Consider the following 26,270-nt stretch of genomic DNA (forward strand, 5'->3'; position numbering starts at 1 on the left):
ACGGGCGGTTACTCCCGTATCGGCCCGTCATGAGCCGCCTCGCGCCGGTCCGTTACGACCGTTTCGCGAAGAACGTCATGCCCTCCCGCGGGGAACGCCACGCGCCCTCGCGGCCGACATCACGCGTCCCCGTAAGCTTCCCCACCCAGTTCGAACCCCGCCGTCCCGGCCGTCGCGTCGGCCAGCCAGGCCCGGAAGGCGTCGACGTCGGCGTCGGGCAGGGCGATCTCCATGGCGACGGCCTCGCTGTAACGGACGTCACGTACGTCTCGGCCGGTGGAGCGCAGGTCGTTCTGCACCTTGCCGGCGCGCTGGTGGTCGACGGTCACCGTGGCGAGCCGGAAGCGGCGGCGGGTGAGGGTGCCGAGGGCGTCGAGCGCCTCGCCGACCGCACCGCCGTAGGCCCTGATGAGGCCGCCCGCGCCGAGTTTGACGCCGCCGTAGTAGCGGGTGACGACGGCGACGACGTAGCGCATCTCGCGGCGCAGCAGCATCTGCAGCATGGGGACGCCGGCCGTGCCGCCCGGTTCGCCGTCGTCGCTCGCCTTCTGCACGGAGGCATCGGCGCCGATGACGTAGGCCCAGCAGTTGTGGGTGGCGTCCGCGTGCTCCTTGCGGACGGCGGCGACGAAGTCCTGGGCCTCCCGCTCGGTGGCGGCCGGGGCGAGGGCGCACAGGAAACGGGAACGGTTGACCTCGGTCTCGTGCACGCCCGCGCGGGCCACTGTGCGGTACTCGTCCTGCATCCGCCCAGCCTATGCGGCCCGCGGACCCCGGGGCCCCGCCGCAGGTGGTTCCTGGCGTTCGGGGACGGCGAGGTCGCTCCCGTCACCCATGAGGTGCAGGCGGTCGCTCCCGTCACCCATGAGGTGCAGGCGGTCGCTCCCGTCACCCATGAGGCGTTCAGGCGCGCCGGGCCGATCCGCGGCGTCGGCCACACGTGCGCGTGGGCCGGCCTCAGCGCTCGGCGCCGCCGCCCTTCTTCCTCCCCCGGGGCACGATCATGCTCGTCAGCAGCGCCATGCCCGGGGCGAGGGTCCGCCAGGTGGTGCCGCGCCAGGCCAGGACCGCGATCGCCGAGGTCGGGAAATTCGTGCGCACCTCGTCCAAGGTGTCGTCGAGGCCGTCCCCGGCGAGCGTCAGGACGAGTTCCTCCAGTCCGGGGTTGTGCCCGATCAGCAGCAGCGTCTCGACCTCCGGAGACACCTCGTGCACGGCTTCCAGCAGGTCAACCGGTTCGGCGGCGTACAGCCGGGCGTCCCGCCGTACCGGCGGGGGCGTGCCCCACTGGGCCGAGGCCAGTTCCCAGGTCTGAAGGGCGCGTACGGCGGTGGAGCACAGGGCGAGATCGGGCAGGCAGTCGGCCTCGGCGAGGGCGCGCCCCGCGGCCGGGGCGTCCCGGCGGCCGCGCGGTGCGAGGGGCCGCTCGTGGTCCGGGACGCCCACCGGCCAGGCGGACTTGGCGTGCCGCAGCACGACCAACCGGCGCAGCGGCCCCGCGCCCGTGCGCGCGATCATGCCGGGGTTCCCAGGTCGCGCGTGAGCTCGAGCCCGAGGAGCCGGTCGGCGTAGGCGTACGTCTCGAAGCGGGCGCCGTCCGGCAGGTCGGGCGAAGTCTCCACCCAGGTCAGGGTGTCGAGCACGGCGGGCACGTCCAGGTCGTCCTCCCACGCGGTGCGCAGCCGGGTCCGGGCCTGGTCCGGGATGGGCCGGGACGGCTGCCGTGCCCAGGCGGCGACGCGGCCGCGCCACCGGGCGAGGGTGGCGCGGGCCTCGTCGAGGACGGCCGGGTCGAGGGCGGCCGGTGCGGCGCGGTCCCGGGCGAGCAGGGCGAGGCGCAGGGCGATCGGGTCGGCGCCCTCGGCCGTGCCGTGGACCGGGGCGACGGCGACCGTGGGCCCGTCGGGCGTCGCGGTTCCCTCCGTGACGACGTGGATGACCTGTGCCTCGCCGAGCCCGGAGCCCACGTCCCGGCTGTCCTCGAAGGGGCGGATGCCGAGCGCGGCGGCCCCGGCCTGCAACTCGGCCCGGTCTCGCTCGCAGGTCAGCACGGACCACACGGGGGTGCCGCCGAGTTCCAGGGCTCGCACGAGCAGGTCGGCGACGAGCAGCACGCGCAGGGCGCCGGTGCCGGCCCCCGCGGTGTGGGCCTCGACCCGGGTCAGGCCCCGGCGGGCGGGGGCGGCCTCGAGGGACTCGCCGGTTCGGGCGTCGGTGATGCGCAGCACGGGGTGAGCGTAGGCGGCGGAACGGCCGAGCGCAGTCTCCGGCGCGGATTCCGGACAAGGCGGTGGCAGACAACCGATCGCGGAGGCACGATTCGCGGCTTGCATCCGGTGATGCGTGGGGGCGATGGACGGCCCGCGCGCGGTCGCGTGCGGGGGCGATGGACGGCCCCCGCGTGCGGGGGCGACGGACGGCCTGCGCGCGGTCGTGTGCGGGGGGACCGACGGCCCACGCGCGTGGTGTGACGGTGCGCCCGGCCCGTGCGTCGTCGTCGGCTGTCGTCCGAACCGCCCGTGTATGGCGGGCAACTCCTGTGAAAGAGCGTCCAAACACTCGACAGACCTCGGGTAACCGGCGGTAACTTCTGTCACGCTCCTCACTGCAACCGCTTTCCCTCCACAGGAGACACACCCATGCGCAGACTCTTCGCCTGCCTGGCCGTGGCGGCCGCCACGCTCGGCGGGCTCACCGCGACCGCTCCCTCCGCGGCCGCCGCGGACTCCGGTTCCTTCAGCGTCCTCAGCTACAACGTGGCGGGCCTGCCCGAGAGCCTCTCCAGCGCCTCCACGCCGCGCGACACCAGCACCACGGCCATCGGCCAGCGCATCGCCCCCTACGACATCGTCCACGTGGAGGAGGACTTCAACTACCACGCGTACCTCTACGCCGCCGACACCGCGCACGCCTACCGCACCCCCACCAGTGGCGGCGCCGGCATCGGCAGCGGTCTCAACACCCTGTCCAAGATCCCCTACGACACCGACGACTTCGAGCGCGTCCGCTGGAACTCCTGCCAGGTCGACTCGGGTGACTGCCTGACCCCCAAGGGCTTCACCTTCATGCGCGAGCGCCTGGCCGAGGGCGTCTACGTCGACTTCTACAACCTGCACACCAACGCGGGCACCAACGACGGCGACGAGGCCTCCCGCGCCGACAACCTCAACCAGCTCACCGCCTTCATCAAGGCGCACTCGGCGGGCAACGCCGTCGTGGTCATGGGCGACACCAACACCCGCTACACCCGTTCCGCCGACACCATCGGCGAGTTCGCCTCCGCCAACGGCCTCACGGACGCCTGGGTGCAGCTGATACGGGGCGGCACCCCGCCCGCCAAGGGCAGCGACGCGCTGGTCTGCGACCAGTCCGGGGCGACGGTGCCCAACACCTGCGAGGTCGTCGACAAGGTCCTCTACCGCGGCAGCAAGCTCGTCTCCCTGAACGCGACCACGTACAACAACGAGCACGCCAAGTTCCTCACCGACGCCGGGCTGATGCTCTCCGACCACGACCCGATCACCGCCGGCTTCACCTGGTCGCGCAACTCATCGTTCCAGCTCAGCGACCAGTACGGCGGCCCGCACGGCGACTACTACAACGACATCGACAGCGTGCCGGCCGGCGCCCGCGCCACCACCGTCGCGCTGCGCAGCGGCAGCCGCGTCGACCAGATGAGCCTCACCCTGACGAACGGCACCACGCTCGCCCACGGCGGGACCGGCGGCACCGCGGCCTCCCTCACCCTCGGCAGCGGCGAGTACGTCACCTCGGCCTACCTCTGCCAGGGCCAGTACAGCGGCCACACTCGGATCTTCTACGCCAAGTACACGACCAACCTCGGCCGCACCCTGGCCGGCGGCACCACGACCTCCGACTGCGTGACCCGTACCGCCCCGAGCGGCTGGCAGATCACGGGCTTCCACGGACGCTCCGGCGACGCGGTCGACAAGATCGGCTTCATCTACACCCAGCGCTAGGCGCCCGTCGGTGAGCGTGGCCCGTGCGCCGGGCCACGCTCTCGCCGCACGGCGGAGGAATCACCGCGCTCCCCGCTGTGTTGTGGGCTTCGCAAGCCTTCGCAGATCCATGAGGAGACCGAGCGTGTACGGCGACTCAGCAACAGTCCGCAAGATCCTCACCGAGCTCGGCGACACCTGGGCGATCGTGGGCCTGTCGACGAACGAGCGGCGGGCGGCCCACGGCGTCGCCGACGTCCTCCAGCGCTTCGGCAAGCGCATCGTGCCCGTTCACCCCAAGGCGGAGACGGTGCACGGCGAGCAGGGGTACGCCTCCCTCGCCGACATCCCCTTCGACGTCGACGTCGTCGATGTCTTCGTCAACAGCGACCTCGCCGGACCGATCGCCGACGAAGCGGCCGCCATCGGTGCCAAGGCCGTCTGGTTCCAGCTCGGCGTCGTCGACGAGGCCGCGTACGAGCGCACCCGCGCCGCCGGTCTCGACATGGTCATGGACCGCTGCCCCGCGATCGAGATCCCGCGGCTGGGCTGACGGGGGCCGGTCCGAACACCACTGCCCGGCTGACAGTCCACCGTCATAATGCTCGGGTGACCTCCCTCGCACCCCACTCCGAGTCCCCGCCCGCGCGCCGCTTCCCGGTCGTGATCGTGGGCGCGGGACCCGCCGGCCTCACCGTCGGCAACATCCTGCGGGCCGTCTCGGTCGACTGCCTGGTCCTGGAGACCGACACACGCGAGTTCATCGAACGGCGGCCCCGGGCCGGCGTGCTGGAGGAGTGGGCCGTCCGCGGTCTGGAACAACGGGGCCTGGCCGAGGGCCTGTTGGAGCGTGCGCAGCTGCACACCGAGTGCGAGTTCAGGTTCGGCGACGGGAGCCACCGGCTGGACTACCACGAACTGACGGGGCATCACCACTACGTCTATCCGCAGCCGTTGCTGGTGACCGACCTCGTGCGCGAGTACGCCGACGTGCGCGGCGGCGCCATACGGTTCGGCGTGCGGGACGTACAGCTGCACGGGCTGGACTCGGACCGTCCCGCGGTGTCGTACACGGACCCCGCCACGGGTGAACGGCACCTGGTGCACTGCGACTTCGTCGCCGGCTGCGACGGGGCGCGCGGAGTGACGCGGACCGTGCTGCCGCAGGGCGCCCGGATCGCCCGGCACGACTACGGCGTCGGCTGGCTGGCGCTGCTCGCCGAGGCGCCGCCGTCCAGCGACTGCGTGGTGTTCGGCATCCATCCGCGCGGTTTCGCCGGGCACATGGCCCGCAGTCCGGAGGTCACCCGCTACTACCTTCAGTGCCCGCCCGGCGACGACCCGGAGAACTGGTCGCACGACAGGGTCTGGGCGGAGCTGCAGGAACGCCTGGGCGCAGCCGACCGGCCGCCGCTCAGCGAGGGCAGGCTGATCGAGAAGCGCGTCCTCGACATGCACAACCACGTGGTCGAACCGATGGTGTTCGGCCGGCTGTTCCTGGCCGGGGACGCCGCCCACCTCACCGCCCCCATCGCGGCGAAGGGCATGAACCTCGCCCTCCACGACGCGTTCCTCCTGGGCGACGGCCTCGTCGCGTACCTCACCAAGGGCGACGCGGCCGGGCTGGACGGCTACTCCGCGGCCTGTCTCGGCCGCGTGTGGGACTACCAGGAGTTCTCGCAGTGGCTGTCGGAGGTGTACCACGGCGCGTCCTCGGGTGACGCCTACCGGGCGGGCACCACCCTGGCCCGGCTGCGCCGCCTCTTCGAGTCTCCCGCCGCCGCGGCCGCGTTCGCGGAGCAGTACCTGGGCCGGAGTTCGGCGTCCTGACGCCGGTCAGGCCACGCCCAGACCCTCCAGCACCACCGCTCCCGGCAGCTCCGCGAACGCCTTTCCCGGCACCAGCAGCTTGCCGCGCCGGCGTCCGCTGCCCACCAGGACGTACGGCAGGTCGACGACGGCCGAGTCCACCAGCACCGGCCAGGTCTCGGGGAGCCCGATCGGGGTGATGCCGCCGTACTCCATGCCGGTCTCCCCCGTCGCGACGTCCATGGCCGCGAAGGAGGCCTTGCGGGCGCCGAGTTGGCGGCGCACCACGCCGTTGACGTCGGCTCTGGTGGTCGAGAGCACCACGCAGGCCGCCAGGGTCGTCTCGCCGCCGCGTTTGCCCGCCACGACGACACAGTTCGCCGACCGCTCCAGCAGCTCCTGGCCGTAGTGCTGCACGAAGACGGCGGTGTCGGCCCACTGGGGGTCGGTGTCGACGTACACGATCTGCTCCGCGGGGACGCTGCCGCTCCAGTGGCGTACGGCGTCGGCGACCGGGCCGGTCAGTTCGTCGAGGGCGTCGGGGGCCGGCAGCGCGGTGTCGAAGTGTCCGATGGGTGCGTCCATGACCGCACGCTAACAGGGCCGCTCAGCGCACCGGCGGGACGGATACGGTCAGCACGAACTCCACCGGGGTGGTCCCGGTGTTGCTGTAGCCGTGCGGGGCGTTGGCCTCGAAGGTGACGCTGGCTCCGGCCGGGACACGGTGTTCGGCGCCCTCGACGGTGAGGGTGAGTTCGCCCTCGGTCACATGGGCGAGCTCCACGGTGCCGGCGGGGTGCGGGTCCGAGACGCTGCCCTCGCCGGGCATCAGCCGCCACTCCCACATCTCCAGCGGGCCGGGCGCCTCGGTGCCCACGAGCAGCCGGCTGTAGCTGCCCGCGTCGGTGTGCCACAGCCGTACCGCCTGGCCGGAGGGGACGATGCGGACCTTCGGGCCCTGTTCGTAGTCGAGCAGTGTGGTGACGCTGACCCCGAGCGCGTCGCCGATCTTGACGACCGTGCCGATGCTGGGGTTGGTGCGGGCCTGCTCGATCTGGATGAGCATCCCGCGGCTGACCCCGGCGCGGGCCGCGAGGGTGTCCAGCGTGAAACCGCGCTCGTTGCGCCAGCGCTTGACGTTGCGCGCGAGGGACTGGGTCAGCAGATCGAGATCCGACACGTTCCGTCCAATGCCCTTGCCGGTCGAGGTCAATATTCTGGATGACAGAGTTCACTCCATTGAACTACGGTGGGGTGCACCCGATCGTTCACCGAACTGTACTGCGAGGCAGACCGTGACAGCACTCTTCGCCCTGGCCACCAGCCTGCTGTGGGGCCTGGCCGACTTCGGCGGCGGACTGCTGACGCGACGTCTGCCCGCCCTCACCGTGGTCGTCGTCTCGCAGACGATCGCCGCCGCCGTGCTCGGTGCGATCGTGGCGGCCACGGGCGGCTGGTGCGAGGCCGGCCCGCGGCTGTGGTTCGCGTTCGCGGCGGGTCTGGCCGGCCCGGTGGCGATGATCGCGTTCTACAAGGCGCTCGCCATGGGCCCCATGGGCGTTGTCTCCCCGCTGGCCACGCTGAGCGTGGCGGTACCGGTCGGGGTGGGCCTCCTCCTCGGCGAGCGTCCCGGTCTGGTGCAGGTCGCGGGCATCGCGGTCGCCGTCGCCGGGGTCGTCCTGGCGGGCGGCCCGCAGCGCGGGGGCCCGGCCGTGCAGCGGCAGGCCATCCTGCTCACCCTGATCGCGGCGCTCGGTTTCGGCGCGGTGTTCGCGCTGATCGCGGAGGCCTCCACGACGGTCACCGGCCTGTTCCTCGCCCTCTTCGTGCAGCGACTGACGAATGTGGCCGCGGGCGGCATCGCCCTGTACGCCTCCGTGAAGCGGGGCGCCGAGGCTCTCCCCGAGGGCCACTTCCCCTGGGCCTCCCTGCCGGCCCTCGGTTTCGTCGGGCTGGCGGACGTCGCGGCGAACGGCACCTACTCGGTCGCCGCCCAGCACGGACCGGTCACCGTGGCCGCCGTACTCGCCTCGCTCTACCCGGTGGTGACCGCCCTGGCCGCGCGTGGAGTGCTGCGGGAACGCCTGCGGGGCGTGCAGGCGGCGGGCGCCGGCCTCGCCCTGGTCGGCACGCTCCTGCTGGCGACGGGCTGAGCGGGCCCGTCAGGCGTCGGCGTCGAGTTGGGCGAGCCGGGCCACCGTCTCCTCGTCGAGTTCGGCGAGCCTCGCGGCCGTCTCCTCGTCCAGCGCCGAGAGGGCGCGCAGCTGCTCGGGCGTGATGTCGTCGGGCAGGGGCACCGGCGCCGGAGTCCTGAGCGGCGGCTGCCAGCCGTCCGCGGCCGTCCAGCGCCGTACGACACGGGCGGGCGCCCCGGCCACCACGGCATGGTCGGGCACCGCGCCCCTCACCACCGCGCCCGCGGCCACGACGACGTTCCGCCCGATCCGCGCGCCCGGCAGGATCACCGCGCCGGTGCCGATCCAGCAGCCCGGTCCTATCTCCACGGGCTCCATCCGCGGCCACTGCTTGCCGATGGGCTCGTGCGGATCGTCGTACGAGTGGTTCGTCGAGGTCACGTACACGTACGGCCCGAAGTAGCAGTCGCTGCCGATGGTGACCGTCGTGTCGGCGATGACGTGGCTGCCGCGGCCCAGGACCACGCCGTCGCCGATGCGCAGGATCGGCTCGGGGCCGAGGTCCAGGTCGGGCATAAGGCCGGCGGTGAGCGTGACCTGTTCGCCGACGATGCAGTGGGAGCCCAGGTGGATCCAGGGTTCGCCGAAGACCGTGCCGAGCGGGAAGGCCAGGCGGGTGTGGGCGCCGATCGAGCCGAAGCGGAAGCGGCCGGGACTCTCGGCCGTCACCGACCCCGTGCGCTGCACCCAGGCCCAGCCCACGTGGACGGCGCGCTGTGTGAGGCGACGCCGCCAGGATGAGAACGTGTTCTTACTCTTCGGCACGCAGTCACCGTACTCAGCGCGCTGCGCGCCCATGAGGCCGTGGTGCTGTGATCTTCGCCCCACCGGGGGCACGGGCGACCCCCGCGCGGTTCACCCGTAGCGGATGAGGCGGCCGTGCCGCGGCGGTGGTGCGATGACCGGGTGACACTGCTCCGTCTCGTCGACCCCCGCCGCACGATAGAGCGCGCGGCGCGGTTCGGACTGTCCACCGCGGGTCAGGTGACGGACCGGCTGATCCGGACGCTGACGGCCGCCGTCGTCGACCGTCTCGACCTCGACGCCCTGGCCGGCCGCCTCGACGTGAACCGGGTCGCCGACCGGGTGGACGTGATGCGGGTCGCCGGCCGCGTCGACATCGACGCGCTCGCGGACCAGGTGGACGTCGACCGCATCGTCGAGCGGGTGGACGTGAACCGGGTGGCCGCGCGGCTGGACGTGGAGGCGGTGGCGGGACGGGTCGACCTGGACCGGATCGCGGAGCGCATCGACGTGGACCGGATCGCGGCGCGCATCGACGTCGACCGGGTCGCCGCGCGCCTGGACATCGACGGGGTGATCGCCCGGGTCGATCTGGTGACGCTCACCAGAGCCGTGCTGGAGGAGATCGACCTGGGCCGGATCGTGCGGGAGACCAGCGGCGGGATGGCCGACGAGACGGTCGACGCACTGCGGCTGCGGAGCGCACGGGCCGACCGCATGGTCAACCGCGTCGCCGACAGGCTGCTGCACAGACCGGCGCCGGAGACACCCCGGGCCGACGGCGACGGGCGCTCACACGTGCTGGAGCCGACACGGGCCGCCGACCAAGGGGGGGCGCACGCGCGGGAGACGAAACAGGTCGACGGCGACGCCGGGCCGCACGGGCGGGAGTCGGCTCTGGCCGACGGCGACGGCGACAGCGGGCAGCGCGTGCCGGACGCGGCCCGGGCGGACGGCCACGGGGGGTCGCTCGGACCGGCGCCATGAGCCGGGAGAGCCGGGATCGGAGCGCGTACGGCGATGTCGCCGGCGTCGTCACCCGGTGCCTGGCCGCCCTGGTGGACGTGCTGGTGGTGGCCGGCATCGGCCTGGCCGCGCAGTTCGTGTACGCGGGGTTCCGGCTGCTCGTCACCGGGCCGCCGTTCCGCATGCCCGACCTCGCCGACTGGCTGACGGGCGTGGCCGGCTGGGTCCTCGCCGTGCTGTACCTGGCCGTCTGCTGGGCCTCGACCGGAGGCACCGTGGGCGACCGGCTGATGGGGCTCCGGGTCACCGGCCGCGGTGGCCGGCTGCTCGGCGTCCCGCGAGCGTTGCTGCGGGCCGTGCTGTGTCTCGTGTTCCCCGTCGGACTGTTCTGGATCCCCTTCAGCAGGCGCCGCGCGTCGCTCCAGGACGTCGCCGTGGCCACCTCTGTCCGCTACCACCGGTTCTGACGCCGCCATCACCCGTGCGAGGTGACGCGGCGGCCCCGGTCCCGGAGTAGGAATCGTGTAAAGGGCCGCCTCCGGCGGCCGCCCCCCGGGACGGAGGTCCAGCCATGGCCACGACGACCCCGAAACACCACCGTTCGGAAGGCGCCCTGGCCGCCGCGAGCGGTCTGACGGCGTTCGCCTGCGTGATGCTGATCATGTGCGGCATCCTCGACGTCTTCCGCGGCATCATGGCGATCGCGAACGACGACGTCTTCGTCAACACCCGCAACTACGTGTTCCAGTTCGACCTGACCAGCTGGGGCTGGATCCATCTGGCCCTCGGCGTGATCGCCGTCGGCGTCGGCATCGGACTGGCCATGACGGCGACCTGGGCGCGGGTGATGGGCGTCGCCATCGCCTCGCTGCTGATCATCGCCAACTTCCTGTCCCTCCCGTACTACCCGTTCTGGTCGATGACCATGATCGCGCTGTACGGCTTCACCATCTGGGGCCTGTGCGTGGTGGAGCGGGACACGAGGTACTGAGAGCCGAGGACGGTGGCGCATGTCGGACGAACGAGCCGAGCGGATCGCCGAGTTCATCGCCCCTCTGCGGGTGAAGCCGGGATCGGAGGTGGACCTCTCCACCGACTTCGATCCCGGCTTCAAGGCCGGCATCGGCGGCAAGGAGGACGGGCAGGAGCTGCTGCGCCCGGTGTCACGCTGCTGGCCGACTACCAGCGGCGGCCGGCCGCCGAAGACACATACGGGGTGCTGATGTGTCTGCAGTCCCTGGACGCCGGCGGCAAGGACGGCACGATCCGGCACGCCCCACCCGACGGCACCCTAGAACACGGCCGGCACCTGACGGACCCGCGCCCGGTGCCGTCCCGTCGTCGCTCATCGCCTACGGTGCGTGCTGTACCGACGAGGAGGAGAGACCGATGACGCACGAGGCGCTGATCACGGGTATCGGCGGCAGGGAGCCCAAGATCGACGGGGAGGCGTTCGTGGCGCCGACCGCTTCGGTGATCGGGGACGTGACGCTCGAGGCCGGTGCGAGTGTCTGGTACGGGGCGGTGCTGCGCGGCGACGTCGAGCGGATCTCCGTCGGCGCCCAGGCCAACATCCAGGACAACTGCACGCTGCACGCCGACCCCGGGTTCCCGGTGAGCATCGGGCAGCGGGTGTCGGTCGGGCACAACGCGGTGGTGCACGGGGCGACCGTCGGCGACGACTGTCTGGTCGGCATGGGGGCGACCGTGCTGAACGGCGCCGTGATCGGCGAGGGCTCGCTGGTCGCCGCGCAGGCGCTGGTGCCGCAGGGGATGCAGGTGCCGCCCGGCTCACTGGTCGCCGGTGTCCCCGCGAAGGTCAAGCGGCAGCTGACGGACGAGGAGCGCGAGGGCGTCACCCTCAACGGAACGCTGTACGCGTCACTCGCGACGGCCCACGGCGAGCTGTACGAGAAGCCGTAGCCCTCAGTCGGCGGCCGGGACGGGCTCGGGCTCGGCCGCCTGCTGCTGTGCCGCCTTCTTCGCCCGGCGCCTGATGACCAGCATCGACGCCAGGCCGACGAGTACCGCGGCCACCAGACCCAGGTACGAGAAGCGCTTCAGCCAGTCCTCGGCGACGATGCCGACGTAGTAGATGACCGCCGTCGTGCCGCCGGCCCAGCAGATGCCGCCGAGGACGTTGGCGATCAGGAACTTCCAGTACGGCATGTGCAGCACACCGGCGAGCGGACCGGCGAAGATCCGCAGCAGGGCGATGAAGCGGCCGAAGAAGACGGCCCACATGCCCCACTTCTCGAAGGACCGCTCGGCCGTGGCCACGTGTCCCTCGCTGAAGTGCCTCGGGAACTTCGCGCCCAGCCAGGCCAGCAGCGGCCGGCCGCCCTTGCGGCCGATGGCGTAGCCGATGGAGTCGCCGACGACGGCGCCGAGGGTGGCGCAGGCGCCGAGGATCACGGGGTTGACGCCCGAGTGCTGGGAGGACAGCAGGGCCGCCGAGACCAGGACGATCTCGCCGGGCAGCGGGATGCCCAGGCTCTCCAGACCGATGACAAGCGCCACCACGGCGTAGACGGCCGCGGCGGGCACGGTGTCGAGCCACTCCTGGACGTGCAAAGCCGGTTCCTCCCGGTTCGTAACCCTCGGTTCGCCGTGTTCCCGGCGTGCGCCGCACGGGGGCGCACGCCGGGAAGCCTACCGGGTCAGCCGGCGGCGAGGCGGTCCCAGAGGTCGCAGTGGTGTTCCTCGTGCGCGGTGGTGCTGAGGGTGTCACCGCCCTTGGAGGCTGTCTTGAGCGAGAGGACCACGCCCGGACCGGCGGGCATCGTCGGCTGTCCCGCCGCCCGCGGCACGCCGTCCCGCACGAAGGATCCCCAGTACTGGATCATCTGCCGTGACAGCGCCCTGTGCTGCGCGTCGAACGGCGACTCGAGCCCGAAGTGCTTGAAGAGGTACTGGACCTCGTTGACGTGCGTCGCGCCGAAGTCGAAGTCGGTGTGCAGGTTGCGCAGGGAGGCGAAGGGCGGCGAGGTGCGGTCGGCGAACTCGTACGAGTAGACCGGGCCGCGTGCCTTCAACAGGCCGTCGAGGCGCAGCGCGGCGCACGCGAAGACCGCGTCGCCCAGGGCGGTGGCGTATCCGACGGTCGGGGTCGGGTAGCCGGACAGCGGATAGCGGGCCAGGGCCTCTTCGCCGAAGTCGTCCCGCATGACCCGCGGATACTGTTCGGCGGTGAGCGGGCTGCCGGTCAGGTCGAACCGGGAGAACGCGAACAGCCGGCCCTCGTCCTCGTTCGCGCCGTTGATCACCGGCACCCGGGCCGCCGCGCCCTTCGCGAGCGCCTGCTCGGGCTGCACCGGAAGGAAGGCGCCGCCGGTCACCGTAGCGCCCGACGTACACCTGCGGCACGGCGCCCCCCTCGCGCCGACCGGTGTCGCGGACGGCGGAATTGACGTTCCGTTCGGCACCACCGACGCGGCCGGCAACGAAGAGAGACGGGGCCACCCCGAGAAGGGTGACCCCGTCGGCTAGTGGACCTGCGCTCCCCAGGTGGCATGGGGAGCCGGGACACCGTTGTCGTCGGACCAGCCCTTCGCCACGAGAACCGTCACCAGCAGGGCGAGTGCCGTCACTCCGACGCCCAGGGCGATGACCGTGGCGCGCCTGGCCGAGGGAGCGGGGCGGTGGCGGCCGCCGCCCGGGGGCCGGGCGCCGGAGCGGCCCGGTCGCACCGTCCGGTCCCCGCCGCGTCCGGGCCGGGAGTCGAGATAGCGCTGTGCGCCCCAGCCGAGCACGGTCTCGGCGAGCAGCACGTCCAGGCCGTCCTCGAAATGACTGAGCTGCTCGGCGGCGTGCCGGCAGTAGCGGCACTGCGCCAGGTGCTGCTGGACGTCCGGGAGCAGGGCGCCCCCGCGACGTATCGGGACGTCGAGGAGCCGGTTGTAGAAGCGGCATTCCCGGCCGGGCGCGAGTTCCCGGTGGGCGCGTACACAGCCGACCCGGAATTGCTCGCGCGCCTGCTCCAGAGCGGCCGCCGCGGTGGACGCGTCCACGCCCAGCAGACCGGCTGGTATGGTTATGGGTTCCGCCTCGACCTCGGTATGCCACAACAGGCATTGAGAGGCTCCCGGAACGGCCCTGAATGCCCGTTCGGCGAGCTGCCGCCTTTCGGGTGTCACGGACCGTGCGGCCCGCAGCCCCCGGCCGCCGGTCGGTTTGCGGAGTTCCGGCAGCACCAGGGAAATACGGTCGTCGGCGGCCCACTCCTTGACGGTCTCGCGCACCGCCATCAGAATTTGCGGCCGCAGTGCGCCGCCCGTCGGCCGGTCGAGCACCCGGTGGAATGCGGCGGCCGTGACCATGGACGCCGCGTCGTCCGTGCCGACGAGACAGACGACTGCGTAGTCATATGCCGCTCGCCAGTGCCTGGCCAGCAGCAACGCTCCCGCCCGGGCACCCGCGGCACCCTGGTTCAGCTGTGCGACGAGGTTGCGGTCGGACTCTCCCGGACCCGATCCGGGGCGCGGCGGATAAGGGGGACGTGGGGGGTAAGGCGATTGCACTGAACCGATTCCTTCCAAGCCTCAGGAGGACGTAGGGAATTCGCGGGTTCACCGAAAAGCGGCGGAGCTGATTGGTGCATACCTATGCGCTCGGGTGCCGGGACCGCTATAGGACCGTTCACTTTCGCACAATTGATGCACGGGAAACAAGAAGTTCGAGTGACCCATGTTCAAAATCGCGCGCCTTCAGATAAGTTACCGGCGGTATACGCACCGGCATTCGATAAATCGGTCGCACCGCCGCCAAGTTGTGGAGGGAAAAAGGCGACCGGCGCACGAAACCTTCAAGTTCTGCCGTTCCGTCCGGCCGGACCCACAGCGTCCTCCGAGGTTTCTCCCGGGACGCTCTCATCCACGTCCGCCAGCATGGGCCGCATGATCGCCCCCCACGCCACGAGCGCCCCCGCCTCCGTCCGTACCGTCACCAAGGCAGTCGTCCCCGCCGCCGGGCTCGGCACCCGCTTCCTGCCCGCGACCAAGGCCACGCCCAAGGAGATGCTGCCGGTCGTCGACAAGCCGGCCATCCAGTACGTCGTCGAGGAAGCGGCCGCGGCCGGGCTGGACGACGTCCTGATGGTCACCGGCCGGCACAAGCGGGCCATCGAGGACCACTTCGACAACGCCTTCGAGCTGGAGCAGGCCCTCGCCGCCAAGGGAGACACCCTACGACTGGACTCCGTACGCGATCCGGCCCGGCTGGCCAACATCCACCACATCCGCCAGGGCGAACCTCTCGGCCTCGGCCACGCCGTCCTGTGCGCCCGCCGTCACGTCGGCGAGCAGCCCTTCGCCGTCCTGCTCGGCGACGACCTGATCGACCCCCGAGAGACCCTGCTCAGCCGGATGCTGGACGTCCGCGACCAGTACTCGGGAAGCGTCGTCGCCCTGATGGAGGTGGCGCCGGAGCAGGTCCACCTCTACGGCTGCGCGGCCGTGGAGGCGACCGGCGAGGCCGACGTGGTCCGGGTCACCGGCCTGGTGGAGAAGCCCTCGCGCCAGGACGCGCCGAGCACCTACGCCGTCATCGGTCGCTACGTCCTCGACTCGGCCGTCTTCGACACCCTGGAGCGCACCCCGCCGGGCCGCGGCGGCGAGATCCAGCTGACCGACGCCCTCCAGGAACTGGCCGCGGGCGGCACGGTGCACGGCGTCGTCTTCGACGGACTGCGCTACGACACCGGCGACAAGGCCGACTATCTGCGCACGGTGGTCCGGCTGGCCTGCGACCGGGACGACCTGGGCCCCGAATTCACCGCCTGGCTCAAGGAGTTCGTCGCGGGACTGGAGGGCGCCGCCGCCGGCCCACGCCGACAGGCGGCCTGAGGACAGGGCGCTCCGCGCAGGACGAGGTGCACTCGGGACGAAGCCCCCGATGCGAGCCCCGAAAGGGCGTTCACCGTGGACGACGCTGCGACTCCTGGCCCTGGGCGGCGAAAACCCCCGACGACGACACGGCCCCGGGGCCGGGACGGAGAATGCCCCGGCGGACGACGCGACGCGGAGCCCGGGACCGCGCACGCCGAAGGCGACGACACGGACGGGCCCGGGACGACGTACGCCCCGGACCCCGTGCCCGCGCCCGTGCCAAACCAGACCCCGTCTCAGCCGTTGGGACGCAGTGTCCAGATGACTGTCATCTCGCCAGTGACGGCGCCGTCCTCGCGCCTGAGTTCGATCGACACGGGGAACTCCGGGCGCTGCCCGGCGTCCAGCTCGGCGACGACGTCGACGGCCGGCCGGCCGAGGGTCGCGGTGGCGGTGACCGGGCCCATCGCCAGCTTCCGGTAGGCGATCTCGGCGCTCACGGCGAGCGGCACGGCCCGCGAGAGCTGCTCCCCGAAGGCCGCCAGCACGATCGTCCCGCTCGCGGTCTCCCCGAGGGTGAACATCGCGCCGGCGTGCGGGCCGCCGACGTGATTGTGGTACTCGCTCTGGTCCGGCAGGACCACCACCGCCTTCTCCGGCGTGGTCTCCACGAACTCCAGGTTCAGGGTCCGGGCCATCGGCACCGTCGCGGCGAGCATCTCGCCGATCGACATCTGGTCTGCGCTCATGCGGGGATGTTACCCATGAGTAGCCGCGAGTGGCCAGATCCGTGCGGTGATCGCACGCCGGAGGCCGGGACGGGGAAACGGTTTGGCAGGCGGCGCCACCAGCGGGGATAGTCAGCCGGTGACCCCAGCCTCCGCACACTCCCCCGGCCCCCTCGCGGCCCGCCGCAACTACGGCCTGCTGACCGCCGCGGCGGTCGTGACCGGCCTGGGCGGCAACGGTGCGCTGATCGCCGCCGCCTTCGCGGTGCTGGACGCGGGCGGTGACGGCGGTGACGTGGGTCTGGTGGCCGCCTCCCGCACGCTGCCCCTGGTGGTGTTCCTGCTGATCGGCGGAGCGCTGGCGGACCGGCTGCCCCGGCATCGCGTGATGGTCGCGGCCAACACCCTCAACTGCCTGTCCCAGGCCGCGTTCGCCGCGCTGGTCCTCACCGGCCATCCGCAGCTGTGGCAGATGATGCTGTTGACCGCGCTGGGCGGCACGGGCCAGGCGTTCTTCAGCCCGGCGGCCGAGGGCATGCTGATGTCGTCGGTCCAGGCCGAGCACGCGGGCCGTGCGTTCGCCGTGTTCCGGATGGCGATGCAGGGGGCGGGCCTGGGCGGAGCCGCGCTCGGCGGCGCCATGGTCGCCGTGCTCGGGCCGGGCTGGGTCCTCGCGGCGGACGCGGCGGCCTTCGCGGTCGCGGGCGCGCTGCGGGCCTTCCTCGACGTCGCTCACATTCCCCCGCGCGAGGCGGGCGGCGGCATGCTCGCCGATCTGCGCGAGGGCTGGCGGGAGTTCGTCGGACGTCCCTGGCTGTGGGGCATCGTGGTGCAGTTCTCGATCGCCAACGCGGTGGTCGGCGCGGCCGACGCGGTCTACGGCCCGCTCGTCGCCCGGGACGACCTGGGCGGTGCGGGACCGTGGGGCCTGGCGCTGGCCTGCTTCGGCGCCGGCACGGTGGCCGGTGCGCTGCTGATGACGCGCTGGAAGCCGCGCCGCCTGCTCCTCGCCGGCACGCTGTGCGTCTTCCCGCTGGCGCTGCCGTCGGCCGCGCTCGCCGTCCCGGTCCCCGTCGGCTCGCTGTGCGCGGTGATGTTCCTGTCCGGCGCGCTCGTCGAGGTGTTCGGGGTGTCCTGGATGACCGCGCTGCACCAGGAGATACCGGAGGACAAGCTCTCGCGGATCTCCGCGTACGACTGGTTCGGATCGGTCGCCCTGGTACCGCTGGCGACCGCCCTGGCCGGTCCCGCCGAGGAGGCCTTCGGGCGCAAGGCGTCGCTGTGGGGCTGCTCAGCACTGGTCGTGCTGGTCACGGCGGCCGTGCTGGCCGTGCCGGATGTGCGCAACCTTCGGCGCCGTACCAGGGAGGTGGCCGTCAGGAACGGTTCAGCCGATGCCGAAAGCCCCGTCGGGGGGCTCGGGTGAGGGTACGGCGTCCTCGTCCCGGACGGGTCGCGCACCGCGTATGAAGTCCCGTACGCCCTGGCCGTGTTCGACCCGGGCCGGGAAGGCGTCGGATGCCGTGAGCCGGGTCAGGGCCGGCGTGTCGAGGGGCCGGTGGGATGCGACCAGCACCGCGTTCCCGAAACGGCGGCCGCGCAGCACGGCCGGTTCGGCGATCAGCACGAGTTCCTCGAAGACCGTAGCGAACGTGGCGAGTTGGGAGCGCAGGAAGTCGAAGGGCGCGGCGTCGGCGAGGTTGGCCAGGTAGACGCCGGTGTCGCGCAGCACCCGGCCGGCCTCCTGGGCGTAGGCGACGGAGGTGAGGTGGGCCGGGACGCGGGAGCCGCCGAAGACATCGGCGACGACGACGTCGGCGGACCCGTCGGGGGCGGCTTCCAGCCACGCGCGGGCGTCGGCGGCGTGCAGCGCGATCCCGGCGTCCTCGGGCAGGGGCAGGTGCTCCACGACCAGTTCCAGCAGCGCGCGGTCGGCCTCGACGACGTCCTGCCGGGAACCGGGCCGGGTCGCGGCGAGGTACCGCGGCAGGGTCAGCGCACCGCCCCCGAGATGCACCACGTCCAGCGCCCGCCCCGGCTCGTCGACGACGTCCAGCACATGTCCCAACCGCTGCGCGTACTCGAACTCCAGGTACGCCGGCTCGTCGAGGTCGACGTAGGACTGCGGTGCCCCGTCGACGGTCAGCAGCCAGGCCCGCTCGCGGTCGACGTCGGGCATGAGCTTGGCGACACCGAGGTCGGTGGCCCGGCTGACGGGGATGGGTTCGGTCACCGCTCCATTGTGCGGCCGGACGACGCGGGGAGGCCGCGAGGGGGCGCGGACCGGCCACCGCCGGTCCGCGCCCCCTCGGCCTCACTCCACGGTGGTCACGGTCCCCGCCCCCACGGTCCGCCCGCCTTCCCGGATGGCGAACCCGAGCCCGGGCTCCAACGGCGTGTCCCGCCCGAGCTCGACGGTCATCGTGACCGTGTCGCCGGGCCGCGCGACGGCGACGTCACCGAGGTCGACGTCACCGACGACGTCCGCGGTACGGATGTAGAACTGCGGCCGGTACCCGCTCGCCACCGGGGTGGTACGTCCGCCCTCGCGCGCCGACAGCACGTACACCCGCGCCGAGAACCGCCGCCCGGGCACCACGCTCCCCGGCGCCGCCACCACGTGCCCGCGCCGCACGGCGTCCCGTGGAACACCCCGCAGCAGCAGCGCCACGTTGTCCCCGGCCTGCGCCTCGTCCATGGGCCTGCCGAAGGTCTCCAGGCCGGTGACGACGGTCTCGACACCGGCGCCGAGCACTTCGACCCGGTCGCCCACACGCACAGTGCCGCGCTCGATGGCGCCCGTGACCACCGTGCCGCGGCCGGTGATGGTGAGGACGTTCTCGACCGGCAGCAGGAACGGCGCGTCCAAGTACCGCTCCGGCATGGGCACATAGGTGTCCACCGCGTCGAGCAGCGCCTCGACGGCGGACGTCCAGCGCGGGTCGCCCTCCAAGGCCTTCAGCCCCGAGACCCGTACGACGGGCACGTCGCCGCCGTAGCCGTGCGCGGTGAGCAGTTCGCGGACCTCCAGCTCCACGAGGTCGGTCAGCTCCTCGTCGCCCGCGTCGGCCTTGTTGAGGGCGACGACGATGTGGTCGACGCCCACCTGCCGGGCGAGCAGGACGTGTTCGGCCGTCTGCGGCATGACCCCGTCGACGGCGGAGACGACCAGGATGGCGCCGTCGAGCTGCGCGGCCCCGGTGACCATGTTCTTGACGTAGTCGGCGTGGCCGGGCATGTCCACGTGCGCGTAGTGCCGGGTGTCGGTCTCGTACTCGACGTGCGCGATGTTGATGGTGATGCCGCGGGCGGCCTCCTCCGGGGCACGGTCGATGCGGTCGAACGGCACGAAGGTGCCGCTGCCGCGGTCGGCCAGGACCTTGGTGATGGCGGCGGTCAGGGTGGTCTTGCCGTGGTCGACATGGCCCATCGTGCCAATGTTCAGATGCGGTTTGGTGCGGACGTACGCCGTCTTGGGCATGGCTGAGTACCTCGAAGCCTCTGCGGAGGTAAGTGGGGACCCCAAGGACTCGCCGACCCTCCCCCTGCGGGGTCCGCCGGACGATCCGGAGAGGGTCAGCTTCGGGCGCCGTCGACTGCGGCCGGGAAGATCGGGACGGCAGCCTTCGGAGCATCCGCGACTGCGGATGCTGCGAGGAGGAAGGCGTGCCGGAACATGGGGTCGATCATCGCCGACGGGCCGCCCGGCGTCGAATGGTTTTCCCCGGTGCGCCGCGGGTCCGGGGCATCGCCGCGCTCCCGCCCGACTACGTCCCGATGTTCTTCAGCGCCTCCCGCAGCGTCAGCGGCGCGAACCTTCCGCGCTCCCGCGCCACGAAGGCCCGTACGGCGTCCGGGTCGGTCCTGGCGTACTCGCGCAGGGCCCAGCCGATGGCCTTGCGGATGAAGAAGTCGGGGTGGCCCGACTGGATCAGGCAGTAGGCGAAGAGGCGTTCGGCGTCGGTGCGCTCCTTGTGGCGCAGCTGGTGCAGGAGGGCGGTGCGGGCGATCCACAGGTCCTCATCGGCGATCCAGGCGTCCATGTCCGCCTTCAGCGCCGGGTCGGCCGCCACCAGGGTGCCCACGACATGTGCCGCGAGCAGGTCGACCGTGTCCCACCAGGAGCGTGTGCCGACGAGGTGGCGGGCGACGGGGAGGAAGGCCGAGGAGCACACGCGCGCGTGGCGGCGCAGATAGTCGACGGCGAAGTACTGGTACTCACGCTCGGGCAGCCGCCAGCACCGCAGCGCGATCGCCGTGCAGTCGGTCTCGCCGGGGCGCGGCAGACCGTCCACGACCTCGCGGGACAGCGCGCGGCGCACGGGCGTGATGAGGCCCAGGAAGGGGGCCACGTCCTTCATGTACGCCCGCATGGGCGCGGCCCGCGCGGGGTCGGCCGCGTCGGCGTAGACGGCGGTGAGCCGCTCCATCACCCTGTCGGCGAGTGTGCTGAACGGCACATCCATCGTGACCTCGTCAGTGACGCCCATGCGACGAACCATACGGCGATCACACACACCGGTCGGTTAGTGTCACCGGATGCTCGATGCCACCACCCGCTCTGGGGGCACCGCCACGGTCTCTCCCCGGGCCGCCGCAACGGAGCTCGCCGTCGCCACCGTCCCCGCCTCCGCCCCGCCCGGCCCGAGCGCGCGCAGCGCACGCGTGCTGCTCTCGCCGTGGTCGCGGCTGTCGCTGCTCGTCCTCCTGCTGGCCGCCGCCGCCACGTGCGTGCTGCTGTTCGAACCGCAGAGACTGCTCGCGCACGGCTGGCCGCCACAGCTCGGCGGGGCCTCGGCGGCCGTGGTCTTCGCCGGGGCGTACGGGCTGTGCACCGTGGCGTTCGTGCCGCGGCCGCTGCTGAACCTCGCCGGGGGCGCGCTGTTCGGCTCCCAACTGGGCATCGGCACGACTCTGGTGGGCACGGTCCTGGGGGCCGGTATCGCCTTCGGCCTGGGCCGGGTTCTCGGGCAGGACGCGCTGCGCCCGCTGGTGCGGGGCCGACTGCTGAAGGCGGCGGACGGGCAGCTCAGCCGGCACGGCTTCCGCTCGATGATGGCGGCCCGGCTCTTCCCCGGGGTGCCGTTCTGGGCGGCGAACTACTGTGCCGCCGTCTCCCGCATGGGCTGGGTGCCCTTCCTGGTCGCGACGGCGCTCGGCTCGATCCCGAACACCGCCGCGTACGTCGTCGCGGGCGCCCGTGCCTCGGCGCCGACGTCTCCTGCCTTCCTGATCGCGATGGCCTGCATCGCCGCACCGGCCCTGGTGGGCGCGGTGGTGGCGTGGCGCAAGCGGCACCACATCCGGGGCCGTTGACCGTCCTACCGCTCCCTACACGGCGGCTTCCAGGATCATCGCGTTGGCCAGCCCGCCCGCCTCGCACATCGTCTGCAGGGCGTAGCGGGCGCCCCGCGCGCGCATGGCGTGCACGAGGGTGGTGGTCAGCCGGGTGCCGCTGGCGCCGAGCGGATGGCCGAGGGCGATCGCCCCGCCGTGCACATTGACCTTGGCGAGGTCGGCGCCGGTCTCCTGCTGCCAGGCCAGGACCACGCTGGAGAAGGCCTCGTTGACCTCGAACAGGTCGATGTCGTCGAGGGTCAGTCCGGCCCGGCGCAGCACCTTGTCGGTCGCGGGGATCACTCCGGTGAGCATCAGCAGCGGGTCGGAGCCGGTCACGGCGAAGCTGTGCAGCCGGGCGAGCGGGCGCAGGCCGAGGCGCGCCGCGGTCTCCGAGGACGTGATGAGGACGGCAGAGGCGCCGTCGTTGATCGGGCTGGCGTTGCCCGCGGTCACGTTCCACTCGATCTGCGGAAAGCGCTCGGCGAAGTTCGGGTCGTGGTAGGCGGGTTTGAGGCCGGCGAGGATCTCGGTGGTGCTGCCCGGCCGTACGCACTCGTCGCGGGTGACGCCCTCCAGCGGTGCGACCTCGGCGTCGAACAGGCCCTGGTTCCAGGCGTCGGCGGCCTTCCGGTGCGAGGAAACGGCGAAGGCGTCCATCCGCTCGCGGGTGACCGACCACTTGGCGGCGATCAGTTCGGCGCTGATGCCCTGCGGGACCAGGCCCTCCGGGTAGCGCTCGGCGACCCCGGGGCCGAAGGGGTCCTTGCCGGGCGGGACGTTGGACCACATCGGCACGCGGCTCATGGACTCGACCCCGCAGGCGACGACCATGTCGTACGCCCCGGACAGCACGCCCTGCGCGGCGAAGTGAACGGCCTGCTGGGAGGAGCCGCACTGGCGGTCGACGGTGGTGGCCGGGACCGTGTCCGGGAAGCCCGCCGCCAGCACGGCGTAGCGGGTGGTGTTCATGGCCTGTTCGCCGACCTGGTCGACGGTGCCGCCGATGACGTCGTCGATCAGCGCCGGGTCGACGCCGGAGCGCTCGACGAGGGTGCGCAGGGTGTGGGCGAGGAGTTCCACGGGGTGGACGTGCGCGAGGGCGCCGTTCGGCTTGCCCTTGCCGATCGGGGTGCGTACGGCTTCGACGATGACTGCGTCACGCATGTGCGGGCCTCCGGGACAACGGGTCGGCGGGAAGGACGGGGAAGACCGGCAGGCCTACCGGTCGGTAGGAAATCCGAACTCACCATAACCGGGTGAGTTGGAAAATCAAACCCTCACCTAGACTGGCGTCATGGCCGCCTCCAAAGACCCGCGCCCCTGCTCCATCGCCGACGCCCTCGCGCTGGTCGGCGAGAAGTACTCGCTGCTCGTCCTGCGCGAGGTGTGCCTGGGCAACGGCCGCTTCGATCAGCTGGTGCGCAACATCGGCGCCCCGCGCGACATCCTGGCCACGCGGCTGCGCCGGCTGGTGGACGCCGGAATCCTGACCAAGCGCGTCTACAGCGAGCGCCCGCAGCGCTTCGAGTACCGGCCCACACCGGCGGGGCTCGAACTGGAGCCGGTCCTGATGACCCTCAAGGAATGGGGCGACCGGCATCTGCGGGGCGGCGTCGACCTGCCCATGGTGGTCGAGCACATCTGCGGCAACGAGATGGTTCCGGTAGTCACCTGCCGGGCCTGCGGCGAACCGGTCCACCACGAGGACCTGACGGCCCACCCCCAGGCCGAGGGCTGGTCGGTGACGGGCCCCACGGCCGCAGCGTGACGCACGCGGACGTCGGCCGGGCCCGCGGCGCGTGTTCAGCCGCCGGCGCCTGTCAGGCGGGCCCCGCGTACACGTCCAGCCGCCCGCACATCCCGAACTTCCCGTACTCCGAGGGCTGTTCCGCTCGTACGACGGCCTCGGCGAGGTGCTGGGCGTCACCCTTCTCGAGTCGGTCCAGCTGCTCCCCCGTGGCGGCCGCGGCCGCCTCGGCGCCCCGCCGCCAGCGCTCGCGCCACTCGGCGAGCCGGGGCCGTACCAGGGCCGCGGCGGCGCGATGGAAGGCGGCCAGCACCTCGGGGTCGTCGGCGTCGCGCAGCGCCCGGTAGCCCTCCAGGGCGAGGTCGCGCCGGGCCCGGGCCGCCCTGGCCTGCTCCTCCTCCGGGGCGTCCACCGGGATGCTGGTCGCGGCGGCGTACGCGCCGGGGTCGGCCAGATACCGCGGCGGCAGCGTCAGCACCGCGTCGCCCGCCTCCGGGAGGCCGCTGTTCTGCATCAGCACCGTGATGCGCAGGTCCCCCTCGTTGACGAGGCGGTGGATGGTGCCCGGAGTGAACCGGGCGACCGTGCCGGGTACGAGGGGCGTGACCTCGTACCCGGACGTCGTGAGGGTCTGCACCGCGCCGCGCCCACCGGTGACGACGTACGCCTCCGAACACGTCAGGTGCATATGGGGGGTTCCGCCGCGGACGCCGTCGGCGGCGGGCCAGTCGTAGACGGCGAGGTGCGAGACGGCGACGCCGCCCGGCAGACCGGTGAAGCCCGCGCCGCTCACCACGGGTGCGCCTCCAGGTACTTGGCGATCTCCTCCCGCTCCCAGGCACCGTCGGCCACGACGACCCGGTAGCGGCGGGCCAGCGTGTCCCCGGGGGCGAGTTCCAGCTCGTCGTAGAACGCCCAGGACGGGGCCACGGCGGCGAACGGCTCGTTGCGTACGAACCAGTGGGCGGGGTGGGTGCCGTGGGCGCCGTCGTGGTCGTTCTCGGGGGCGTGCGCGAACAGCAGGGTGGCATGGCCGTCGGCGCCGTCGTGCTCGCCGGAGTAGGCGAGCCAGGGCGCCTGCTTCCCCATCAGACCCGGGCCCTCGGCGTCGGGCCCGATGACGCGGCCGTCCCGGAAGCCGCGCGGACCGCGCCAGAACAGCCCGGTGTAGCCCGCCAGTTCACGGCCGGCGGTGGTGGGGCTGCCGAAGCGCAGCGGCTCGTCGCGGCGGTTGGTGACCGCGCTGCACCAGGTCAGTGCCCAGGATCCGGACTCGCGGTCCACGTCGTGGATCTCGATCTGGCGCTCCTCGTCGGCCCACAGCTCGCCGCCGTACGGGTGCCAGGTCAGTCGCTCCGCGATGACCACGCGGTCGTCGCGCACGGAGACCTCGTCGAAGGCGACGTGCGCCATAGAGCCGACGCGCTCGGGGAGTTCGAGGTAACCCTCGCCGTGGACGTAGGAGTTGCCGCCCCACAGGTTGGCGCCGGACAGGTGCGAGGCCGTCAGCTGCAGCCCCTTGTGCCAGCGGTGGTCGTTGGGACGGTAGTCGGTGACGACGTCGCCGGCCAGGGTGCGCAGCGGATGGATGTACGGCTTGGGGGCCTCCCACGCGGCCTCGGGTGCGTACACGTAGCTGAGCAGCTCGACGCCGGTGACCGGTTCGGTGAGGGTGATCCGGTCGCCGTGGGCGTGGACCAGGCGCAGGCCCGTCATGCGGAGACCTCCTCGGCGGCGACGGGAGCGGTGGAGTGGACGGGTGCCCAGCCGGGGGCGTCCCCGTGCATCGCCGTGTAGAACGGGTCGCCGGGCCCGATCTCGCCCGCGCGGACCGTGGTGTCCGTGAACGCCGACTTGTACAGCGCGGCGATGAGCTCCAGGCTGGTCCGCCCGTCGGCCCCGCTGCTGCGCGGGCGCTCTCCCGCGCGCATGCTCGCGACCAGCTCCCGCAGCTGCTCCAGGTGCGAACTGGGCACGTCCGTGCCGAAGTCGCGCCAGGCGTCGGCCTCGTCGCCCGGCACGTCCGGGACGGGGGTGATGCGCCAGTTCGCGTTGGAGTGACCGTAGAGGTGGGTGAGCTCGACGGTGGCCCGCTCGCAGTCGATGCGGATGCGGCTGACCTCGTCGGGGCTCAGCACGCTGTTGACGACCGTGGCCATGGCGCCGTCCTCGAAACGGACCAAGGCGGTGGAGACGTCCTCGGTCTCGACGTCGTGCACCAGGCGCCCGGCCATCGCGCGCACCTCGCTCCACGGGCCGAGGAGGTCCAGCAGCAGGTCCATCTGGTGGATGCCGTGTCCCATGGCGGGTCCGCCACCCTCGGTCGCCCAACGGCCGCGCCAGGGCACCGCGTAGTAGGCGGCGTCGCGGTACCAGGTGGTCTGGCAGTGCGCGACGAGCGGCCGGCCCATGGCCCGCTCGGCCAGCAGCCGGCGCACGTGCTTCGAGCCCGAGCCGAAGCGGTGCTGGAAGACGATCGAGGCGTACGGCCCGCCGTCCGTGCCTTCCTCAGCCTGTACGGCGTCGAAGTCGGCGAGGGTCGGCACGGGCGGCTTCTCGCACCACACCCAGGCCCCGGCGCGCAGCGCGGCGACGGTCTGGTCGCGGTGCAGCGTCGGCGGGGTGCAGATGCTCACCAGGTCCGGCCGCTGCTCGCGCAGCATGCCGTCGAGGTCGGTGTAGGCGTGCGGGATCCCGTTCGCCGCGCAGAACTCCTCGACCGCGGTGGCATCGATGTCAACGGCGGCCACGACCTCCGTCTCGCCCTCCTCGGCGAGCTCGGCCAGGGCGGGCAGGTGGGAGCCGCGCCCGATGGCACCGATGCCGACGAGGGCGGCCCGGATGCGGCGGCCGGCGAGAGGCGTGGAGGGGGCCGGGGACGTCCCGGACCGGGGCTCGAACGTGGACATGGACGCGATCAGCACTCCTCCGGGAACGGCGGCCTTGTGAGGAGGACG

General features: G+C 72.5%; 29 protein-coding genes and 1 pseudogene. 13 read left to right on the forward strand and 17 right to left on the reverse strand.

The window, feature by feature from the left end; translation table 11 throughout:
* Window positions 1-119 precede the first annotated feature (119 nt).
* The 3 genes from FBY22_RS26645 to FBY22_RS26655 all read right to left on the reverse strand — a co-directional run bounded on the left by FBY22_RS26645 (window position 120) and on the right by FBY22_RS26655 (window position 2,228).
* Window positions 120-746, reverse strand: a complete 627-nt coding sequence (locus tag FBY22_RS26645) for a YigZ family protein (protein ID WP_142150085.1) — start codon at window positions 744-746, stop codon at window positions 120-122.
* A gap of 211 nt (window positions 747-957) precedes the next feature.
* Complete coding sequence (locus FBY22_RS26650) at window positions 958-1,518, reverse strand: histidine phosphatase family protein (RefSeq protein ID WP_142150087.1); 561 nt, start codon at window positions 1,516-1,518, stop codon at window positions 958-960.
* On the reverse strand, window positions 1,515-2,228 hold the full coding sequence (locus tag FBY22_RS26655) for a hypothetical protein (RefSeq protein ID WP_142150089.1): 714 nt from the start codon (window positions 2,226-2,228) through the stop codon (window positions 1,515-1,517). The genes FBY22_RS26650 and FBY22_RS26655 overlap by 4 nt, the downstream gene beginning before the upstream one ends.
* Before the next feature lie 411 nt (window positions 2,229-2,639).
* Here FBY22_RS26655 and FBY22_RS26660 point away from each other — a divergent pair, with 411 nt between their 5' ends.
* From FBY22_RS26660 to FBY22_RS26670, 3 genes are all read left to right on the forward strand, one after another.
* Window positions 2,640-3,980 carry a jacalin-like lectin gene (locus FBY22_RS26660; RefSeq protein ID WP_142150091.1) on the forward strand — a complete coding sequence of 447 codons (1,341 nt, stop codon included), beginning with the start codon at window positions 2,640-2,642 and terminating at the stop codon, window positions 3,978-3,980.
* A 124-nt stretch (window positions 3,981-4,104) separates the two neighbouring features.
* Window positions 4,105-4,512, forward strand: a complete 408-nt coding sequence (locus FBY22_RS26665; RefSeq protein WP_142150093.1) for a CoA-binding protein — start codon at window positions 4,105-4,107, stop codon at window positions 4,510-4,512.
* 56 nt (window positions 4,513-4,568) lie between these two features.
* Entirely contained in the window at window positions 4,569-5,789 is a 1,221-nt protein-coding gene (locus tag FBY22_RS26670; RefSeq protein ID WP_142150095.1) for a 4-hydroxybenzoate 3-monooxygenase, read from the forward strand.
* Window positions 5,790-5,795: 6 nt separating this feature from the next.
* Here FBY22_RS26670 and FBY22_RS26675 read toward each other — a convergent pair whose 3' ends face one another.
* Together FBY22_RS26675 and FBY22_RS26680 are read right to left on the reverse strand one after the other, a co-directional pair.
* Window positions 5,796-6,353: a YbaK/EbsC family protein gene (locus FBY22_RS26675; protein ID WP_142150097.1), complete on the reverse strand. Its 558-nt coding sequence runs from the start codon at window positions 6,351-6,353 to the stop codon at window positions 5,796-5,798.
* A gap of 22 nt (window positions 6,354-6,375) precedes the next feature.
* Window positions 6,376-6,948 (reverse strand): helix-turn-helix domain-containing protein, encoded by a 573-nt coding sequence (locus FBY22_RS26680; RefSeq protein WP_142150099.1) that lies wholly within the window; start codon window positions 6,946-6,948, stop codon window positions 6,376-6,378.
* Between the two features lie 115 nt (window positions 6,949-7,063).
* Between FBY22_RS26680 and FBY22_RS26685 the strand changes: the two genes are divergently transcribed.
* Entirely contained in the window at window positions 7,064-7,921 is an 858-nt protein-coding gene (locus tag FBY22_RS26685) for a DMT family transporter (protein WP_142150101.1), read from the forward strand.
* A 9-nt stretch (window positions 7,922-7,930) separates the two neighbouring features.
* Here FBY22_RS26685 and FBY22_RS26690 read toward each other — a convergent pair whose 3' ends face one another.
* Window positions 7,931-8,728, reverse strand: a complete 798-nt coding sequence (locus tag FBY22_RS26690) for an acyltransferase (protein ID WP_142150103.1) — start codon at window positions 8,726-8,728, stop codon at window positions 7,931-7,933.
* A gap of 141 nt (window positions 8,729-8,869) precedes the next feature.
* Here FBY22_RS26690 and FBY22_RS26695 point away from each other — a divergent pair, with 141 nt between their 5' ends.
* From FBY22_RS26695 to FBY22_RS26715, 5 genes are all read left to right on the forward strand, one after another.
* Entirely contained in the window at window positions 8,870-9,694 is an 825-nt protein-coding gene (locus FBY22_RS26695; RefSeq protein WP_260845171.1) for a hypothetical protein, read from the forward strand.
* Window positions 9,691-10,140: an RDD family protein gene (locus FBY22_RS26700; protein ID WP_142150105.1), complete on the forward strand. Its 450-nt coding sequence runs from the start codon at window positions 9,691-9,693 to the stop codon at window positions 10,138-10,140. Before FBY22_RS26695 ends, FBY22_RS26700 begins: the two co-directional genes overlap by 4 nt.
* A gap of 104 nt (window positions 10,141-10,244) precedes the next feature.
* Window positions 10,245-10,664 (forward strand): hypothetical protein, encoded by a 420-nt coding sequence (locus FBY22_RS26705; protein WP_142150107.1) that lies wholly within the window; start codon window positions 10,245-10,247, stop codon window positions 10,662-10,664.
* Between the two features lie 19 nt (window positions 10,665-10,683).
* Entirely contained in the window at window positions 10,684-10,896 is a 213-nt protein-coding gene (locus FBY22_RS26710) for a hypothetical protein (RefSeq protein WP_222127820.1), read from the forward strand.
* A gap of 166 nt (window positions 10,897-11,062) precedes the next feature.
* Entirely contained in the window at window positions 11,063-11,596 is a 534-nt protein-coding gene (locus tag FBY22_RS26715) for a gamma carbonic anhydrase family protein (protein WP_142150109.1), read from the forward strand.
* 3 nt (window positions 11,597-11,599) lie between these two features.
* Here the strand turns inward: FBY22_RS26715 and FBY22_RS26720 are convergent, their stop codons facing one another.
* The 3 genes and pseudogenes from FBY22_RS26720 to FBY22_RS26730 form a co-directional block, all read right to left on the reverse strand.
* Window positions 11,600-12,247 carry a DedA family protein gene (locus FBY22_RS26720; protein ID WP_142150111.1) on the reverse strand — a complete coding sequence of 216 codons (648 nt, stop codon included), beginning with the start codon at window positions 12,245-12,247 and terminating at the stop codon, window positions 11,600-11,602.
* Window positions 12,248-12,333: 86 nt separating this feature from the next.
* Window positions 12,334-13,011 (reverse strand): carboxylesterase family protein, encoded by a 678-nt coding sequence (locus tag FBY22_RS26725; RefSeq protein ID WP_399211876.1) that lies wholly within the window; start codon window positions 13,009-13,011, stop codon window positions 12,334-12,336.
* A 159-nt stretch (window positions 13,012-13,170) separates the two neighbouring features.
* Window positions 13,171-14,193: pseudogene (locus FBY22_RS26730) on the reverse strand (hydrolase); the annotation flags it as partial.
* 375 nt (window positions 14,194-14,568) lie between these two features.
* Here FBY22_RS26730 and galU point away from each other — a divergent pair.
* On the forward strand, window positions 14,569-15,516 hold the full coding sequence (galU, locus tag FBY22_RS26735) for a UTP--glucose-1-phosphate uridylyltransferase GalU (RefSeq protein WP_260845172.1): 948 nt from the start codon (window positions 14,569-14,571) through the stop codon (window positions 15,514-15,516).
* 278 nt (window positions 15,517-15,794) lie between these two features.
* Here the strand turns inward: galU and FBY22_RS26740 are convergent, their stop codons facing one another.
* The gene (locus FBY22_RS26740) at window positions 15,795-16,232 is read right to left on the reverse strand and encodes a DUF4442 domain-containing protein (protein ID WP_142152529.1); all 438 of its coding nucleotides are present in this window, start codon (window positions 16,230-16,232) and stop codon (window positions 15,795-15,797) included.
* Between the two features lie 133 nt (window positions 16,233-16,365).
* Between FBY22_RS26740 and FBY22_RS26745 the strand changes: the two genes are divergently transcribed.
* Window positions 16,366-17,652, forward strand: coding sequence for an MFS transporter (locus tag FBY22_RS26745; protein WP_142150115.1), 1,287 nt, complete (start codon window positions 16,366-16,368; stop codon window positions 17,650-17,652).
* Here the strand turns inward: FBY22_RS26745 and FBY22_RS26750 are convergent.
* From FBY22_RS26750 to FBY22_RS26760, 3 genes are all read right to left on the reverse strand, one after another.
* Window positions 17,614-18,459, reverse strand: coding sequence for a spermidine synthase (locus FBY22_RS26750; protein WP_174267270.1), 846 nt, complete (start codon window positions 18,457-18,459; stop codon window positions 17,614-17,616). The two genes, FBY22_RS26745 and FBY22_RS26750, sit on opposite strands and share 39 nt — an antisense overlap.
* Window positions 18,460-18,540: 81 nt before the next feature.
* Window positions 18,541-19,707 (reverse strand): elongation factor Tu, encoded by a 1,167-nt coding sequence (gene tuf / locus FBY22_RS26755; protein WP_142150117.1) that lies wholly within the window; start codon window positions 19,705-19,707, stop codon window positions 18,541-18,543.
* Between the two features lie 286 nt (window positions 19,708-19,993).
* A complete protein-coding gene (locus FBY22_RS26760) occupies window positions 19,994-20,716 on the reverse strand; it encodes a DNA alkylation repair protein (RefSeq protein WP_142150119.1) in 723 nt (240 codons plus the stop codon).
* A 49-nt stretch (window positions 20,717-20,765) separates the two neighbouring features.
* On the opposite strand from FBY22_RS26760, the gene FBY22_RS26765 reads away from it, so the two are divergent.
* Window positions 20,766-21,542, forward strand: a complete 777-nt coding sequence (locus FBY22_RS26765) for a TVP38/TMEM64 family protein (RefSeq protein ID WP_142150121.1) — start codon at window positions 20,766-20,768, stop codon at window positions 21,540-21,542.
* 15 nt (window positions 21,543-21,557) lie between these two features.
* Here FBY22_RS26765 and FBY22_RS26770 read toward each other — a convergent pair whose 3' ends face one another.
* Window positions 21,558-22,730, reverse strand: a complete 1,173-nt coding sequence (locus FBY22_RS26770) for a thiolase family protein (RefSeq protein ID WP_142150123.1) — start codon at window positions 22,728-22,730, stop codon at window positions 21,558-21,560.
* 130 nt (window positions 22,731-22,860) lie between these two features.
* Between FBY22_RS26770 and FBY22_RS26775 the strand changes: the two genes are divergently transcribed.
* Entirely contained in the window at window positions 22,861-23,334 is a 474-nt protein-coding gene (locus FBY22_RS26775) for a helix-turn-helix domain-containing protein (protein ID WP_142150125.1), read from the forward strand.
* 52 nt (window positions 23,335-23,386) lie between these two features.
* Here FBY22_RS26775 and FBY22_RS26780 read toward each other — a convergent pair whose 3' ends face one another.
* The 3 genes from FBY22_RS26780 to FBY22_RS26790 are packed head-to-tail and all read right to left on the reverse strand — an operon-like array spanning window position 23,387 to window position 26,222.
* Entirely contained in the window at window positions 23,387-24,109 is a 723-nt protein-coding gene (locus tag FBY22_RS26780; RefSeq protein WP_142150127.1) for a cupin, read from the reverse strand.
* Window positions 24,103-25,029 carry a PmoA family protein gene (locus tag FBY22_RS26785; RefSeq protein ID WP_142150128.1) on the reverse strand — a complete coding sequence of 309 codons (927 nt, stop codon included), beginning with the start codon at window positions 25,027-25,029 and terminating at the stop codon, window positions 24,103-24,105. The genes FBY22_RS26780 and FBY22_RS26785 overlap by 7 nt, the downstream gene beginning before the upstream one ends.
* Complete coding sequence (locus FBY22_RS26790; protein WP_174267271.1) at window positions 25,026-26,222, reverse strand: Gfo/Idh/MocA family protein; 1,197 nt, start codon at window positions 26,220-26,222, stop codon at window positions 25,026-25,028. Before FBY22_RS26790 ends, FBY22_RS26785 begins: the two co-directional genes overlap by 4 nt.
* Window positions 26,223-26,270 lie beyond the last annotated feature (48 nt).

Origin of the sequence: Streptomyces sp. SLBN-31, from assembly GCF_006715395.1 — a bacterium.
Lineage (GTDB): Bacteria > Actinomycetota > Actinomycetes > Streptomycetales > Streptomycetaceae > Streptomyces.